Genomic DNA, 14,929 nt, shown 5'->3' on the forward strand with positions numbered 1-14,929 from the left:
CCGCTTCGCGGCGCGCCACCTTCCCCTACAGGGAAGGAAGGGAAATCACGTCCCGCGGCGGTCGCGGTCCTGGGCGCGGCGCAGGGCGTCGGCGAGCGCGCCGCCGCCGGGGGCGCCGGAGCGTTCCCGATCACCGCGGGGCTTGCCCGCCTGCGGCGCGCGCGCCTGGTCCGGCCGTCCGCCGCCTCCACCCGTGCGCGCCGGGCGCCGCTCCTGTCCGGGCTCGTCGGAGAGGCGCATGGAGAGACCGATGCGCTTTCGCGGCACGTCCACCTCCATCACCTTGACCTTGACGACGTCGCCCGGCTTCGCCACGGCGCGGGGGTCCTTCACGAAGCTCGCCGACATCGCCGAGACGTGGACGAGCCCGTCCTGGTGGACGCCGATGTCGACGAAGGCGCCGAAGGCGGCGACGTTGGTGACGACGCCTTCGAGCACCATGCCGGGCACGAGATCGGAGATCTTCTCGACCCCGTCCGCGAAGCTCGCCGTCTTGAAGGCCGGGCGCGGGTCGCGGCCGGGCTTCTCCAGCTCGGCGATGATGTCGGAGACGGTCGGCACGCCGAACGTCTCGTCGGTGAAGCGGCGCGGGTCGAGCGCGCGCAGCGTCTTCGCGTCGCCGATGATGCGCACGACGTCGGCCTTGGTGAACTCCAGGATGCGCCGAACCACGGGATAGGCCTCCGGGTGGACGCCCGAGCGGTCGAGCGGGTCCGCGCCGTCCTGGATGCGCAGGAAGCCGGCGGCGAGCTGGAAGGTCTTGGGGCCCAGCCCCGGCACGTTCATCAGCTCCTTGCGCGTGCGGAACGGCCCCGCCTCGTCCCGGCGCGCGACGATCGCCTTCGCGACGCCCTCGCCCAGCCCCGACACGCGCGCCAGCAACGGGGCCGACGCCGTGTTCACCTCGACGCCCACCGCGTTCACGCAATCCTCGACCACGGCGTCGAGAGCCCGCGAGAGCGCGTGCTCGGCGAGATCGTGCTGATACTGCCCGACGCCGATCGATTTCGGGTCTATCTTCACGAGCTCCGCCAGCGGGTCCTGCAGGCGGCGTGCGATGGAGACGGCGCCGCGCAGGGACACGTCGAGGTCGGGCAGCTCCTTCGAGGCGAAGGCGGAGGCGGAATAGACCGACGCGCCGGCCTCCGAGACCATCACCTTCACGGCCTTGCGGTCCGAGAGCCGCGCCACCAGCTCGCCGGCGAGCTTGTCGGTCTCGCGCGAGGCCGTGCCGTTGCCGATGGCGATCAGCTCCACGTCGTGGCGGCGCACGAGAGCCTCCAGCGTGTGGAGCGCCGCGTCCCAGCGCCGCTGCGGCTCGTGCGGATAGATCGTGTCGGTGGCCACCACCTTGCCGGTGGCGTCGACGACGGCGACCTTCACGCCGGTGCGATAGCCCGGATCGAGGCCCATCGTCGCGCGTGCGCCCGCGGGCGCGGCGAGCAGGAGATCGCGCAGGTTGGCCGCGAAGACGCGGATCGACTCCTCCTCCGCCTTGGCCCAGAGCCGGGCGCGGGCGTCGAGCGCGATCGAGAGCGAGATCTTGGTGCGCCAGGCGAAGCCCGCCGCCTTGGCGAGCCAGGAATCGCCCGGCCGGCCGCGATCGGCGAGGCGGAAATGCGCGCGGATCTTCGCGGGATAGGCGTCCTTCGCCGTGTCGGGGGCGTTTTCCGGGATCTCGGTGAGGGAGACGGAGAGCACTTCCTCCTTCTCGGCGCGGAAGATCGCCAGGATGCGGTGAGCGGGAAGCTCCGAGATCTTGCCCGAATAGGCGAAGTAATCCGAGAACTTGGCGCCCGCCTGCTCCTTGCCCTCTCGGACGGTGGCGACGAGTCGCGCCTCGCGCCAGAAATCCTCGCGCAGGCGCCCGATCAGGTCCGCGTCCTCTGCGAAGCGCTCCACCAGGATGTGGCGCGCGCCCTCCAGCGCCGCGTCCACGTCGGCGACGCCCTTCGCCTCGTCGACGAAGGCGCGGGCCTGGTCCTCGGGCGCGCGCTCGGGGGAGGCGACGAGCGCCTCGGCGAGAGGGCCGAGCCCCGCCTCGCGGGCGATCTGCGCCTTGGTGCGGCGTTTCGTCTTGTAGGGGAGGTAGAGGTCCTCGAGCCGGGCCTTGGTGTCGGCCGTGGCGATGGCGGCGGCGAGCGCGTCCGTCATCTTGCCCTGCTCGTCGATGGCGGCGCGGATCGCGGCGCGGCGCTCCTCCAGCTCGCGCAGGTAGCGCAGGCGCTCTTCCAGCGTGCGCAGCTGCGTGTCGTCGAGGCCGCCCGTCGCCTCCTTGCGATAGCGCGCGACGAAGGGAACGGTCGCGCCCTCGTCGAGCAGCGAGACCGCGGCGGCGACCTGCGCCTCCGCCACGGCGAGCTCGGCGGCGATGGTGCGGGTGATGGTGCGGGCGGTCTCGCCCGCGATCTTCGACGTCGTCATGTCGCCTCGCGCGATTCGGGGATGCGATCGAGGTCGACGTGTAGCGCGCCCGCGGCGGCGGGCAAACCGCCGCCGCGGGCGCGGGGTCGTGTCGTCGGGCCGCGCCTCAGCGCCGGCGGCGGCGCAGGAAGCGGAAGGCCTCGCGCAGGATGAAGGCGTTGCGGAGGAAGCGCAGCATGGGTCGTCTCCGGGTTCGTGCGGTGTCTGGAGGGACAAGTCGCAGGGGGGGATCGGGGTTCACGCGGCCCGCCCGACGCCGGATCGGGTCCGACGCGCAGATGTCGACAAATCGAGCGATCGGCCTAACCGGCGCGTCACCCGCATCGGCTAGGCTCGCATCCATGATCTCGTCCCTCGCCATGTCCCGCACCGGCCTCGACGCCGCCTCGCTGCGCCTCGAGGCGAGCGCGGCCAACGTCGCGAACCAGCGCACGTCGGGCGCGCTCCCAGCGGAGCCGGGCGGGCGCGCCGGCGCCTATGCGCCGGTGGACGTGGTCCAGGTCTCGCGCGACGGCGCCGGCGTCGAGGCGCGCCTCGCCGAGCGCCGGCCGGCCTACTACCCCGCATACGATCCCGGCTCGCCCGACGCGAACGCGCAGGGGCTCGTCGCCATGCCCAACGTCGACCTCGTCGAGGAAGTCACCAACCAGATCCTCGCCGCCGCGAGCTTCGAGGCCAACGTCGCCGCCATGCGTGCGGCCAAGGACATGGCCGAGACCCTGCTCGACGTGACTGCGTGAAGGGCGAGAGCTTCCGCCCGATCGCGCAAGTAGATGTGATCGTCGAACCGCATCGGCTCGACCACGCCACCTCGGGTCAGCGAAATACTCTTAACATTCCCTTGCGGCATTGACTGTGAGTTGCTCAATAGGGCATTATTTCACATCAACGCTGCGGGGGTTGAAAGATGTCTTCGATCTCGTTCGTCGGCGGCTCAAGTCGCGAGCCCGAGCATGCGGTGGCCGGGGCCATCGTCAGGCTCTTCAACGCGGATCGCGTCGAGAATGGCGTGACGGCCGACCAGATCGAATCGGGAGCGTGGCAAGACAATCTCGCGCTCCTGCGATCAGGACGGGTCGACTTCGCCCTCGTGAGAGCCGACCAGCTCGTCGGCCACGAGACCGAGCTCCGCGTGGTGCTCTCCTTGCACAGCCATGCGCTGACGATCCTGACCCGTGAGCAAGACGGCTCGGCCACGCTCGCCGACCTGGCGGGGCGCCGCGTCGACATCGGCCCGGCTGGGAGCCCCATGGCGGAGCTCGCCGCCCGGGCTCTCGCGGCGGCGGGGGTGAACGTCGTCGTCAGCGGCCTCCCGGCCGAGGACCGGGCGCAAGCGCTGAGCGACGGCGCCATCGACGCGATGGTCCTTCTGGGGGCGCACCCGCTGCCGGACGTGCGTGCCATCGACGCGCTGCACGGTGCTCGGCTGATCGACATCGACGGCGCGGCGGCCGCCGCCGCATCGTCGGATCCCGCTTCGAGGACCTTGACCTACGAGCCGCGGGACTCGCCGATCGCGGCTTACGGGCTCGACGCTCCGTTCTCGACGATCGGCTACGGCTTCGCGCTCGTCGCCCGCGCCGACATGCCGGACGACATCGTCCGAATGGTTGCCGAGAGCGCTCTCACGAGGGCGGACTCGCTTCGAAGCCTTCATCCGGCGCTGTCCGACATCGGGCTGGACGATCTCGGCGTCTCGACCGTCCTCCCTTTCCATGACGGGGCGGTCGCCGCCTTCGAGGCCGCGGGCGTGCCCTACGGGACGCCCGGAACTCCCCCCGGCGGCCCCGGCAGCGCGGTCGACGACAGCTTCGTCGAGCAGCCGGGCGATCGCCTGGTCGACGGCGGCGAGGGCGACGACGCGATGACCTATTCCGGCGAACGGTCCGGATACAGCGTTACGCTGAGAGACGACGCGACCGTGTCCGTGGTGAAGCCGGACGGCTCGACGGACACGCTGATCTCCATCGAGCGCGCCGCCTTCACGGACGGCACGCTCCTCTTCGACATCGACAGCGCCAACGCAAGCGCTGCGTACCGCCTCTACGGCGGGGCTTTCGACCGCACGCCGGACGAGGGAGGCCTGCGCTACTGGATCGCGGCCATCGACGGCGGGCTCGGCCTGCGCGATGCGGCAGCGGGCTTCCTCGCGAGCCGCGAGTTCATCGACCTCTACGGTGCCGATCTCGGCGATACGGACTTCGTCTCCGCTCTCTACGAGAACGTGCTCGGGCGCCCGGGCGAGCCGGAGGGCCGCGCGTTCTGGATCGGCTATCTCCAGGAGGGTGGGGCGCGTGCCGACGTGCTCGTCCAGTTCACGCAGCTCCCCGAGTTCGTCGGCATTAGCGACGCCGCGCTGGCGAACGGCTTCTGGGTCGCCTGAGGTTCCTTCGAGGAGGTCGCGCCATGGCCGTCTATCTCGTTTTCGCCTACGACGCCGAATACGTCGATTTCTTCAATCCGAGGGGGTACGTCAAGACCGGCGTCTCGCGCGAAGACCAAGTCGCCTTCGAGGCCTGGGCGACCTCCGCCGGCGTGACCGCGGGATACGGCCCGGCATACCTGCCGCGGGGTGAGTACGAAGCGGCGCTCCGAACCGGCGTCGTCGACGTGGTCGCCACGACCGATCGCGCCTTCGCGATGCAGGTCGCCGCGACCTCCGCCGATTTCACCCTTGTCGACCAAGACGGCGACCGGATCGACGTCGGCACGCCCGGCGACGGGGACGGCGGCAGCGTCGGCACCGACGGGCCGGACGTGTTCGTGGAGGAGGACGGCGATCGCCGGATCGACGCGGGAGCCGGCGACGACCGGATGACCTACGCGCAGGAGCGGTCGTCCTACTCCGTCTCGCTCGCGGAAGACGGGACCGTCACCGTCGCGAAGCCCGGCGGCTCGACGGACACGCTGATCTCCATCGAGGAGGTGACGTTCACGGACGGCCGGCTGATCTTCGACCTCGACAGCGCCAACGCGGCGGCCGCCTATCGTCTCTACGGCGGCGCCTTCGACCGCATGCCGGACGAAGGTGGGCTGCGCTACTGGACCAACGCCGTCGACGGGGGCACGAGCCTGCGGGACGCGGCCGCCGGCTTCATCGACAGCCCCGAGTTCCTGAGCCTCTACGGCGCCGACCTGAGCAATGCCGCCTTCGTCTCCGCGCTCTACCGCAACGTGCTCGGCCGCGACGGCGACGCTGGCGGCTTCGCCTACTGGTCGGCCTATCTCGACGGCGGCGGCGACCGGGCGGAGGTACTCGTGCAGTTCACGCAGCTGCCCGAATACGTGGCGCTCAGCACCGCCGACATCGAGAACGGGTACTGGGTTCTCTAGGGCGCGCGGGCGACGAGGAAGAGGCGCGGGTCCGATTTGCCCGAGCCGTGCCGGTCGCGCTCGACGATCGAGAACCCCGCCGCGACGATCTCCGCCTCGAGCGCTTTCGCGTCGAACCAGGCGACGGACGGCGCCTTGCCGATCAGGCGCATGAGCGGCACGACGAGGCGGATCGCGGGGTTCATCTCGGAGAGGCAGGGCGTCTTCGAGACGAAGACGCCGCCTGGCGCGAGCAGAGCGCGCACCCGCGCGTAGAGCGCCGCCCGGTCCGGCACGAGGTGCAGGAGGTTGAAGGCGATCACCGCGTCGTAGCCGCCGGGCGCCTCCGGCACGGCGTCCGCCGTCGCCTGGACGGGCTCGACGTTCGCAACGCCCGCCTGCGCCACCTTTTCGCGGGCGATGGCGATCATCTCGCCCGACGCGTCGCTCGCCACGATCCGCCCGGCATGCGGCGCGAGCCTCAGCGCGCTCGACGCCGTCCCGCAGCCGAGCTCCAGCACCCGCGCCCCGGCCGGCAGCAGCTCGCGCGTGCGCGCGAGCGTCCGCTCCAGCCCCGCCTCGTCGCCGACGGGCCGCGCGGCGTACTTGCGGGCGGCTTTGTCCCAGAAGCGGATGTCGGGGGATGTGGGCATGGGGGGCCTTTGGTGGGCGATCGCGTGTGTCCCGATCATGGTCGCGCGGTCGATCTCGCTCAAGGGCCGTCAGTTCCGGCCGTTACCACCGCCGTTTTTATAAACGTATGGCGCCGCATCATGTGGCCGGCGGATTCGATCTCAAGCATCCTGTTTGGGGACGAGGCTTGCGCTATTTCGTCCCTTGATCCCGACGTTAGCTCCTGAAATCTTTTAATAGATCATTCGCCCAGCTTATGGACCCGCCATTCACTTGTTCCTCCATGATCTTCACATACTCATCACTGTAATTCATCTCCGACTTGCACGATTCGTAAGCTACCTTTATCCTTCGCCTCGCGAAGTCAATGCGCCCTTTGATACCAGGATGATTTATGACGGAATCTGGAGATAACAACAAGAGAGCTTCGTCAAATGGTAAATCAGTGAAATCTATTTGTATAGACTTTCTCCAACTATCAACCGACCGACGTCCTTCATCATCGTCTGAATCTAGGCTATTCTTATAAACATCTGTCGCGCGCACCACTACATGGTGCCAAGTGCTTAGTAAATCAATTGCAGCCGTATCGACGAGGTCCTTACGTAACACCTGAACTTCTGCATCAGAAAGTCCACTATCTTTCAATAGTTTTGACAGCTCCCAAACTATTTCTTTTTTCCGCCGTGTGTCTAGACCTCCCCAACGACCACCCCACGCGAGCTGCTCAATCATCAATGATGCGAAGGCGCGCGAAATGCGTTGGCTGTCGCTCAGTAAGTCCTTCGCACGATTCAATTTTGCTTCGACAGTTCCAAAGATCTTGAATTGTTCGATGTCTCCGATATAGAAAAATATGACGTTTGCAGCAAACGACGCGCCGAGCAGCGCTGCAGAAGCAGCATCCCCGCCCACCGCCTCGATCAGCATGAGAGCGAACGACAGAACGGCTCCAAATAGAAAGAAGATGCGAAAGAGAGAAACAACGTGCTCCACGGCGTTATCCTCATATGAAAGCCTGCGGCCGAGACTTCTATCTCATCTGCTGGTTGGCGTAAATGACGGATTGAGTGTGCAAACATCGTCCCAAACGTGCGGCTCGTGGCCGGTTGCTCGACCGATTTTGCCGGAGGGATCGAGAGCGGCGCTGTGTTACACGCGTGTCAATCGCTAGCACATGGTCGTGCCTCGTCCGGCCTCATCGAGCAGGAAGGTGCGAAGTGATCGAGCGGGAGAGCAAGCTGAACTTGCTTTCCTTTAACGCTTCCCCTATCCCGATGAGCGGGACACCTCTCCCCACCGAGAGGCGCCCATCTGGAAGGATGGAACGACATGACGAATCCCGCTCCCGGCGTGCGCCCGCGCGCGCCGTTCTTCTCGTCCGGCCCGTGCGCGAAGCGCCCCGGCTGGAGCCTCGAGGCCCTCTCGGACGCGGCGCTCGGCCGCTCGCATCGGGCCAAGATCGGCAAGACCAAGCTCCAGCAGGCCATCGACCTCACCCGGGAGGTGCTGCGCGTGCCGGCCGATTACCGCATCGGCATCGTCCCCGCCTCCGACACCGGCGCCGTCGAGATGGCCATGTGGTCGATGCTGGGCGCGCGCCCCGTCGACCTCCTCGCCTGGGAGAGCTTCGGCTCCGGCTGGGTGACGGACGCGGTCAAGCAGCTGAAGCTGACCGACGCCCGGGTGATCGAGGCCGATTACGGCAAGCTTCCTGACCTCTCCGCCGTGGACACGAAGACGCGCGACGTCGTCTTCACCTGGAACGGCACGACCTCGGGCGTGCGCGTGCCGAACGCCGACTGGATCGCGGCGGACCGCGAGGGCGTCACCATCTGCGACGCGACCTCGGCGGCGTTCGCGCAGGCGCTCGACTGGGAGAAGCTCGACGTCGTCACCTTCTCCTGGCAGAAGGTGCTCGGCGGCGAGGCGGCGCACGGCATGCTGATCCTCTCGCCCCGCGCCGTCGCGCGGCTGGAGACCTACAAGCCCGCCTGGCCGCTGCCGAAGATCTTCCGGCTCACCAAGGGCGGCAAGCTCATCGAGGGCATCTTCAAGGGCGAGACCATCAACACGCCCTCCATGCTGGCTCTCGAGGATTATCTCGACGCGCTTCATTGGGCGAAGGGCATCGGCGGGCTCGACGCGCTGATCGCGCGCGCCGACGCCAACGCGACGGTGATCCAGGATTGGGCGGCGCGCACGCCGTGGGTGTCGAACCTCGCCGAGGACCCGGCGACGGCGTCGAACACGTCGGTGTGCCTGCGCATCGTCGATCCGGCGACGGTGGCCAAGGGCGAGGAGGCGGTGGCCGCGCTCGCCAAGGCGATCGCGGCGCGGCTCGAGGGTGAAGGCGTCGCCTTCGACATCGGCGCCTATCGCGACGCGCCCGCGGGGCTTCGCATCTGGTGCGGCGCCACCGTCGAGCGCGCGGACCTCGAAGCGCTCACCGCCTGGCTCGACTGGGCCTTCGCCGCAGAGACGGCGCAGCGCGCCGCGTGAGACGCGTGCGCTCTCCCTCCCTGTAGGGGAGGGGACGGTTCGCGCAGCGAACCAGGGGTGGGGTGCGTGCGGTCCGCGGCTGGCCTGCAGGTCCGCCTCCGGGTCCGCTTCGCGGATCGCGCGTCCCGCGCGCCCCATCCGTCACGCCGCTTCGCGGCGCGCCACCTTCCCCTACAGGGAAGGAGAGGGCGCGCCGCCTCGACGCCAATCCCGCAAGACGACCCTTCAGCAGGAGCGCCCGGCCCATGTCCGCGTCCTCGTCCTCCGCCCCCCGCGTCCTCGTCTCGGACGCGCTCTCCCCCGCCGCCGTGAAGATCTTCCAGGATCGCGGCATCCATGTCGATTTCGAGCCCGCCCTCGGCAAGGACAAGGATCGGCTCGCCGAGATCATCGGCGACTACGACGGCCTCGCCATCCGCTCGGCCACCAAGGTGACGCCCAAGCTGCTCGAGCGCGCGAGCCGCCTCAAGGTGGTCGGGCGCGCCGGCATCGGCGTCGACAACGTCGACATCCCCGCCGCGACCGCGCGCGGCGTCATCGTGATGAACACGCCCTTCGGCAATTCCATCACGACGGCCGAGCACGCCATCGCCATGATGTTCGCGTTGGCGCGCCAGATCCCGCAGGCGGACGCCTCGACGCAGGCCGGCAAGTGGGAGAAGAACAAGTTCATGGGCGTCGAGATCACCGCCAAGGTGCTCGGCGTCATCGGCTGCGGCAATATCGGATCCATCGTCGCCGATCGCGCCATCGGCTTGCGCATGCGCGTCGTCGCCTACGACCCCTTCTTGTCGCCCGAGCGCGCGCTCGAGCTCGGCGTGGAGAAGGTGGAGCTCGACGAGTTGCTCGCGCGCGCGGACGTGATCACGCTGCACGTGCCGCTCACCGACCGCACCCGCAACGTCCTCTCCCGCGAGGCGCTGGCCAAGACGAAGCAGGGCGTGCGAATCATCAATTGCGCCCGCGGCGGGCTCGTCGACGAGGTGGCGCTGCGCGAGGCGCTCGATTCCGGGCACGTCGCCGGTGCCGCCTTCGACGTCTTCTCGGAGGAGCCGGCGACGGAGAACCCGCTCTTCGGGCATCCCAACGTCGTGTGCACGCCGCATCTGGGCGCCTCCACCACGGAGGCGCAGGAGAACGTGGCGCTCCAGGTCGCCGAGCAGATGTCGACCTATCTTCTAACCGGCGGCGTCGAGAACGCGGTGAACTTCCCCTCGATCTCGGCGGAGGAGGCCCCGCGCCTCAAGCCCTTCGTCGCGCTCGCCGAGAAGCTCGGCTCGTTCCTGGGCCAGCTCACCGAGGCGCCGATCAAGGGCGTGCGCATCGAGTACGAGGGCGCGGTCGCGGGCATGAACACCCGCGCGCTCACCGCCGCCGCGGTGACGGGCGCGCTCAGGCCGATGCTCCAGGACATCAACATGGTCAACGCGCCGAGCATCGCCCGCGAGCGCGGCATCGTCATCGAGGAGATGACCCGCGAGAACGCGCAGCGCGACTACGAGAGCCTGGTGCGCATCACCATCGACGCCGAGGACATGCCGCGCTACGCGTCCGGCACGGTCTTCCACGACGGCAAGCCCCGCGTCGTCGAGATCCGCGACATCGACGTCGACGCGGAGTTCGCGCCGTACATGATCTACGTGCGCAACGCCGACGAGCCGGGCTTCATCGGCGCCTTCGGCTCGCTGCTCGGGGAGGCGGGGGTGAACATCGCCACCTTCTCGCTGGGGCGCGACCATCCCGGCGGCGACGCGATCTGCTTCGTCTCGGTGGACCAGAAGGTGTCGGACGCGCTTCTCGCCCGGATCGAGGCCATCCCGCAGGTGAAGCGGGCGCGAGCCGTGGCGTTCTGAAGCGACGACCGAACGCGGGCGCGGGGTGATGCCCGCGCCCGCGCGGTTTTCAGCGGGTCGTCGTGAGGATCTTGAGCGCGAAGAGCCCGAACACGCCCGCGAAGACGACGTCGATCGCCCGCAGCACCCGCGGGCGCGCCTTGACGAGGGCGATCACCTTGTCGGCGGCGAGGATCATCAAGGCCGCGAGCGGCGCCGAGAAGGCGATGAAATAGAGGCCGAGGAAGACGAGCTTCTCAGCGGCGTGCGGGTCCCCCGCCGTCACGAATTGCGGCAGGAAGGTCACGAAGAACAGGATGACCTTCGGGTTGGTGAGGTTGATCCCAACGCCCAGCAGCCATGTGGCGCGGAGCGAGAGGCGGTTCTTCGGCCCCTGCGCGCGCACGTTCAGCGCCGAGCCGTGGCGCAGCGCGTCGTAAGCCATCCACAGAAGGTAGAGCCCGCCGGCGATCTTCACCACGGTGAAGGCGGTGGTCGAGGCCGCGAGCAGCGCCGAGAGGCCGAGCGCGGCGAGAAGCGTGTGGCCCAGCGCACCCGTCATCGCGCCGAGCATGGCCGCGATCCCGGCCGCGCGCCCGCCCTGCACGGTCTTGGCCAGGAACAGGCTCATGTCCGGGCCGGGCGTGACGAAGAGGATGAAGCAGGCGCCGGAGAAGACGAGCAGCGTCTGGATGTCGGGCAGGAAGGTCATCGCGGTCGCCTCACGAAGAAGGGCTCCCGCGCCGCTGCACGGGAGCCCCGATGTCTCGGCGGGGGCGCGAGGCTCCCGCCGCGGATCCGCGCGCGCGGATCAGATGTCGAAATAGGCCTCGCGCGCCGCGATGAAGCGGGCGTCGTTCTGCTCGGTGCGGGTGCGCACGATGCGCAGCGCCTCGACGTAGCTCTGGGTGACGCGCTGCGTCAGCGGGTCGGAGGAATCGAGCAGCTCCTGCATGATCTCCTTCGCCGCCTCGGCGCCCGCCTGGAGGATCTCCTCCGGGAAGTAGCGCACCGTCACGCCGTGCTCGTTGACGAGCGTCTGCAGCGCGCGGGGGTCGTTGGCGTAGAAGTCGGAGGCGACCTGGTCGTACTCCGCCTGGCTGCAATCGCGCACGATCGCCTGCAGGTCGGAGGGAAGCTCCTGGTACTTCGCCTTGTCGACGACGAGCTCGGTCGCCAGGCCCGGCTCGTTGAAGGAGGGGAAGTAGTAGTTCTTGCAGATCTGGTAGAAGCCCAGCGCCAGGTCGTTGTAGGGACCCACGAACTCGGCCGCGTCCAGCGTGCCCGCCTGGAGCGCCGGGAAGATCTCGCCGCCGGCCATGTTGGTGACGGTGGCGCCGAGCGCCTCCCACACGCGCCCGCCGAGGCCCGGCGTGCGGAAGCGCAGGCCCTGCAGGTCGGAGAGGCCCGTGATCTCGTTGCGGAACCAGCCGCCGGCCTGGGTGCCGGTGTCGCCCGAGAGGAAGCCCTGGACGCCGAACTGGTCGTAGATCTCGTCCCACAGCTCCTGGCCGCCCATGTAGCGAATCCAGGCGGCGAGCTCGCGCGAGGTCATGCCGTAGGGAACGCCCGTGAAGAAGGACAGGCCCTGGCTCTTGTTCTGCCAGTAATAGGCCGCGCCGTGGCTCATCTCGGCGGTGCCGTCGATGACGGCGTCGAGCGCCTGCAGCGGCGGCACGAGCTCGCCGGCGGCGAAGACCTGCACCGTCAGCCGGCCGCCGGAGGCGGCGGTGATGCGGTCCGCCAGGCGCTGCGCGCCGACGCCGAGGCCCGGGAAATTCTTCGGCCAGGTCGTGACCATGCGCCAGGTGACGTTGCCCTGCGCGATCGCCGGGGCCGCGAGGCCCGACGCGGCGGCGACGCCGCCGACCGCGGCACCCTTCAGGAATTGACGACGTTCCATGCGTGAACCCTCCATCGTATTATGGGCGTTGCGGATCCGCTCCCCCGAGTGTGGAGGATTCGCGGCTCGCGGGCGTGATCTGGCGTTTCGCGCCCCGCGCGGACCCGACGCGGCGCGCACCTTAGCAACACCGATACGAAAAACAACAGAGCGCAACCGGTTGGTATCGCGCCTCGGGGGAAGCGAGCTCGATGCCGCGCTCTGCATCGACGTCGATGAGGCGCGCCGACCCGATACCGCCCCACGGGGCGGTCGGCGAGCGGAGCGAGACGGGTGGCGGCGAGGCAGCTGCAGGCGCAGCCCTCAAGGCGACGCGTCCCGTCGCCCCGCTTCGTTCGCCTCGCCGCGGCGGCGAGCGAAGAGGACGGGCAGGGTGAAGCCGATGCCGAGGAAGCGCACCAGGTGGTGCACGCCGACATAGAGCGGATCGAGCCCCATCACGAGGGCGAGCACGATCATCGCCTCGAGCCCGCCCGGCGCGAAGGCGACGAGGGCCTCCGCCAGCGGCGCGCCCGCGAGCGCCACGGCCAGCGCGGCGAAGAGGGCGGCCACCGCCATGCTCACCACGAAGGCGACGAGCGCCGGCGGGATCAGCCGGCGGATGGCAGCGAGGTCGAGCGTGTTGAAGCGCTGGGCGATGTAGATGCCGATGAGCACGAAGCCGAGCGTCGCCACGGGATCGGGCAATTGGCCGGCCACGGCGCCGGTGACGTGGCCGAGCCCGCTCGCCACCGTCGAGCCCAGCAGCAGCGGCGCCGCGAGGCCGATGCGCTCGAAGCCGAGGCCCACCACGAGCCCGCCGGCGAGGATGATCGCCAGCGCGACCGCGTCCGCCGGCGGCGCGCCCATCCCGATCGGTGCCGCGTGCGCCCCGCCGCCGGCGGCGACGAGGAAGGGAAGAACGAGGATGAGGAAGAGCAGGCGCGTCGACTGCACGATGCCGATGCCCGGCACGTTCGCCCCGCGCTCGGCGGCGATCGCCATCACCGAGGTGAGCGCGCCGGGCACGGTCGCGAGCACGGCGTCGATGCGCGTCCAGCCGAAGGCGCGCATCAGCACGAGGGAGGACGCGCCCGTCGCCGCGACGACGGCGAGCGCGAGGAAGAGCAGGCTCAGCGGATACCGCCCGATGGCGGCGAGCGTGTCGGGGGTCATGCCCGCGCCCATCACGGCGCCGGAGACGAGCATCGCCGTCTCGACGAGGGGGCGCGGCATGATGACGGCGAGCCCCAGCCGACCCAGCAGCACGACGCCGACGACGGCGCCCGACAGCCATCCCGCGGGAATGCCGGCCTGCGTGAAGAGCCAGCCGACGCCCCAGGCCACGGCGATCTGGACGATCTGCGCCAGCGGAGAGGCGCGATAGGTCTCGAGACGGGGCGTCGATCTCACGTCGCGCGCGCGACCTTTCTCGCGCGCCTTGCGATCGATCAATGTCCGGGGCGCGCGACCCTGCCATTGTCCTTCGCGACGGGGCGCTGTTCCTGGCGGTCGCCGTCACGGGCGCCCGGTGCAATCTCGGGGGAGTTGTGCCGGGCGTCTGTTCTTCTCGCCCCATCTGTCGCAGGAGATCGCCGCGCGCGGAAGACCCGCGCGCGCGGATCGGCCCTGCGCAGGACGCGCAGGGCCGCTGCCTTCGCGGCCGAAAGCCGGTGCCTCAGCGGCTCGCGTCCGCTCCCGAGAGGGTCAGCTCGAGATAGGTCGCGGTGACGGGCTCGATCTGCGCGGCGACGCGCTCGGCCATCGCCTCCTCCTCCGCCAGCGACTGCTCCAGCGCCGGCACGTTCCGCGCGTCGCCGGCGCGCTTCGCGATGGCGATGAGCGAGCGATAGGCGGCGATCTCGTAGTTCTCCAGCGCGTGGTCGGCATAGACGTTCTTGAGGATCTCGTCCTTCGCCGGTGCGTGGAAGATCGCGGCGAGATTGCCGGCGAGGCCGAGCGCGCCCTCCTTCACGGAGGAGGGCGAGGCGCCCTGGCCGTCGAGCGCGGTCTCCAGGCGGTCGCGCTGCAGCTTCGTCTCCTCGATGTGCTGCTCGAGGATCGCCTTCATCTGCGGATAGCGCTCCAGCCGCTCGACCTGGCGCTCCATGGCCTGGAGCGCCTCGAGCTCGAGGGAATGGGTGTTCTTGAGAGCCGTCACGTAGGTGGACTGCAGGTCGGTCATCGGATCGCTCCTTTCGAGCCGGTCTCGTCGGAGCTGCCGAAACGACGGGTGGCGCGCCGGGTTCCGGGCACGCGAGGCGGCCCGACGTCCCGGCGGCCGTCTTCGTGCTGGCGTTTCGCGCGAAATGCTCTATGGTCCGCCCCGTTCGCCGCGCGCTCG

12 protein-coding genes are annotated in these 14,929 nt (G+C 69.4%); 5 read left to right on the forward strand and 7 right to left on the reverse strand.

Going from position 1 to position 14,929, the window contains the following annotated elements; all coding sequences use genetic code 11:
• Nucleotides 1–45 precede the first annotated feature (45 nt).
• The gene (locus tag IEX89_RS15770) at nucleotides 46–2,424 is read right to left on the reverse strand and encodes a Tex family protein (RefSeq protein ID WP_188914199.1); all 2,379 of its coding nucleotides are present in this window, start codon (nucleotides 2,422–2,424) and stop codon (nucleotides 46–48) included.
• A gap of 341 nt (nucleotides 2,425–2,765) precedes the next feature.
• Between IEX89_RS15770 and IEX89_RS15775 the strand changes: the two genes are divergently transcribed.
• The 3 genes from IEX89_RS15775 to IEX89_RS15785 all read left to right on the forward strand — a co-directional run bounded on the left by IEX89_RS15775 (nucleotide 2,766) and on the right by IEX89_RS15785 (nucleotide 5,757).
• Nucleotides 2,766–3,164: a flagellar basal body rod protein FlgC gene (locus tag IEX89_RS15775; protein WP_210317649.1), complete on the forward strand. Its 399-nt coding sequence runs from the start codon at nucleotides 2,766–2,768 to the stop codon at nucleotides 3,162–3,164.
• A gap of 167 nt (nucleotides 3,165–3,331) precedes the next feature.
• Nucleotides 3,332–4,807 carry a TAXI family TRAP transporter solute-binding subunit gene (locus IEX89_RS15780; RefSeq protein ID WP_188914201.1) on the forward strand — a complete coding sequence of 492 codons (1,476 nt, stop codon included), beginning with the start codon at nucleotides 3,332–3,334 and terminating at the stop codon, nucleotides 4,805–4,807.
• 23 nt (nucleotides 4,808–4,830) lie between these two features.
• Complete coding sequence (locus IEX89_RS15785) at nucleotides 4,831–5,757, forward strand: DUF4214 domain-containing protein (protein WP_188914202.1); 927 nt, start codon at nucleotides 4,831–4,833, stop codon at nucleotides 5,755–5,757.
• On the opposite strand, the gene IEX89_RS15790 is transcribed toward IEX89_RS15785, so the two are convergent.
• Both IEX89_RS15790 and IEX89_RS15795 read right to left on the reverse strand, forming a co-directional pair.
• Entirely contained in the window at nucleotides 5,754–6,389 is a 636-nt protein-coding gene (locus IEX89_RS15790; protein ID WP_188914203.1) for a class I SAM-dependent methyltransferase, read from the reverse strand. The genes IEX89_RS15785 and IEX89_RS15790 overlap by 4 nt on opposite strands.
• Before the next feature lie 196 nt (nucleotides 6,390–6,585).
• Nucleotides 6,586–7,365, reverse strand: coding sequence for a hypothetical protein (locus IEX89_RS15795; RefSeq protein WP_188914204.1), 780 nt, complete (start codon nucleotides 7,363–7,365; stop codon nucleotides 6,586–6,588).
• 336 nt (nucleotides 7,366–7,701) lie between these two features.
• Here IEX89_RS15795 and IEX89_RS15800 point away from each other — a divergent pair, with 336 nt between their 5' ends.
• Nucleotides 7,702–8,871 carry a phosphoserine transaminase gene (locus IEX89_RS15800; RefSeq protein WP_188914205.1) on the forward strand — a complete coding sequence of 390 codons (1,170 nt, stop codon included), beginning with the start codon at nucleotides 7,702–7,704 and terminating at the stop codon, nucleotides 8,869–8,871.
• A 245-nt stretch (nucleotides 8,872–9,116) separates the two neighbouring features.
• Nucleotides 9,117–10,724: a phosphoglycerate dehydrogenase gene (gene serA, locus IEX89_RS15805; RefSeq protein WP_188914206.1), complete on the forward strand. Its 1,608-nt coding sequence runs from the start codon at nucleotides 9,117–9,119 to the stop codon at nucleotides 10,722–10,724.
• Between the two features lie 49 nt (nucleotides 10,725–10,773).
• Here serA and IEX89_RS15810 read toward each other — a convergent pair whose 3' ends face one another.
• The 4 genes from IEX89_RS15810 to IEX89_RS15825 all read right to left on the reverse strand — a co-directional run bounded on the left by IEX89_RS15810 (nucleotide 10,774) and on the right by IEX89_RS15825 (nucleotide 14,770).
• Nucleotides 10,774–11,415: a LysE family translocator gene (locus IEX89_RS15810; RefSeq protein ID WP_188914207.1), complete on the reverse strand. Its 642-nt coding sequence runs from the start codon at nucleotides 11,413–11,415 to the stop codon at nucleotides 10,774–10,776.
• Between the two features lie 99 nt (nucleotides 11,416–11,514).
• Nucleotides 11,515–12,606: a TRAP transporter substrate-binding protein gene (locus IEX89_RS15815; RefSeq protein ID WP_188914208.1), complete on the reverse strand. Its 1,092-nt coding sequence runs from the start codon at nucleotides 12,604–12,606 to the stop codon at nucleotides 11,515–11,517.
• A gap of 303 nt (nucleotides 12,607–12,909) precedes the next feature.
• The gene (locus IEX89_RS15820; RefSeq protein ID WP_244645502.1) at nucleotides 12,910–13,998 is read right to left on the reverse strand and encodes an AbrB family transcriptional regulator; all 1,089 of its coding nucleotides are present in this window, start codon (nucleotides 13,996–13,998) and stop codon (nucleotides 12,910–12,912) included.
• A 265-nt stretch (nucleotides 13,999–14,263) separates the two neighbouring features.
• Nucleotides 14,264–14,770, reverse strand: a complete 507-nt coding sequence (locus IEX89_RS15825) for a ferritin-like domain-containing protein (protein WP_188914209.1) — start codon at nucleotides 14,768–14,770, stop codon at nucleotides 14,264–14,266.
• Between the last annotated feature and the right edge of the window lie 159 nt (nucleotides 14,771–14,929).

This window comes from Salinarimonas ramus, from assembly GCF_014645695.1.
Classification (GTDB): Bacteria; Pseudomonadota; Alphaproteobacteria; order Rhizobiales; family Beijerinckiaceae; genus Salinarimonas; species Salinarimonas ramus.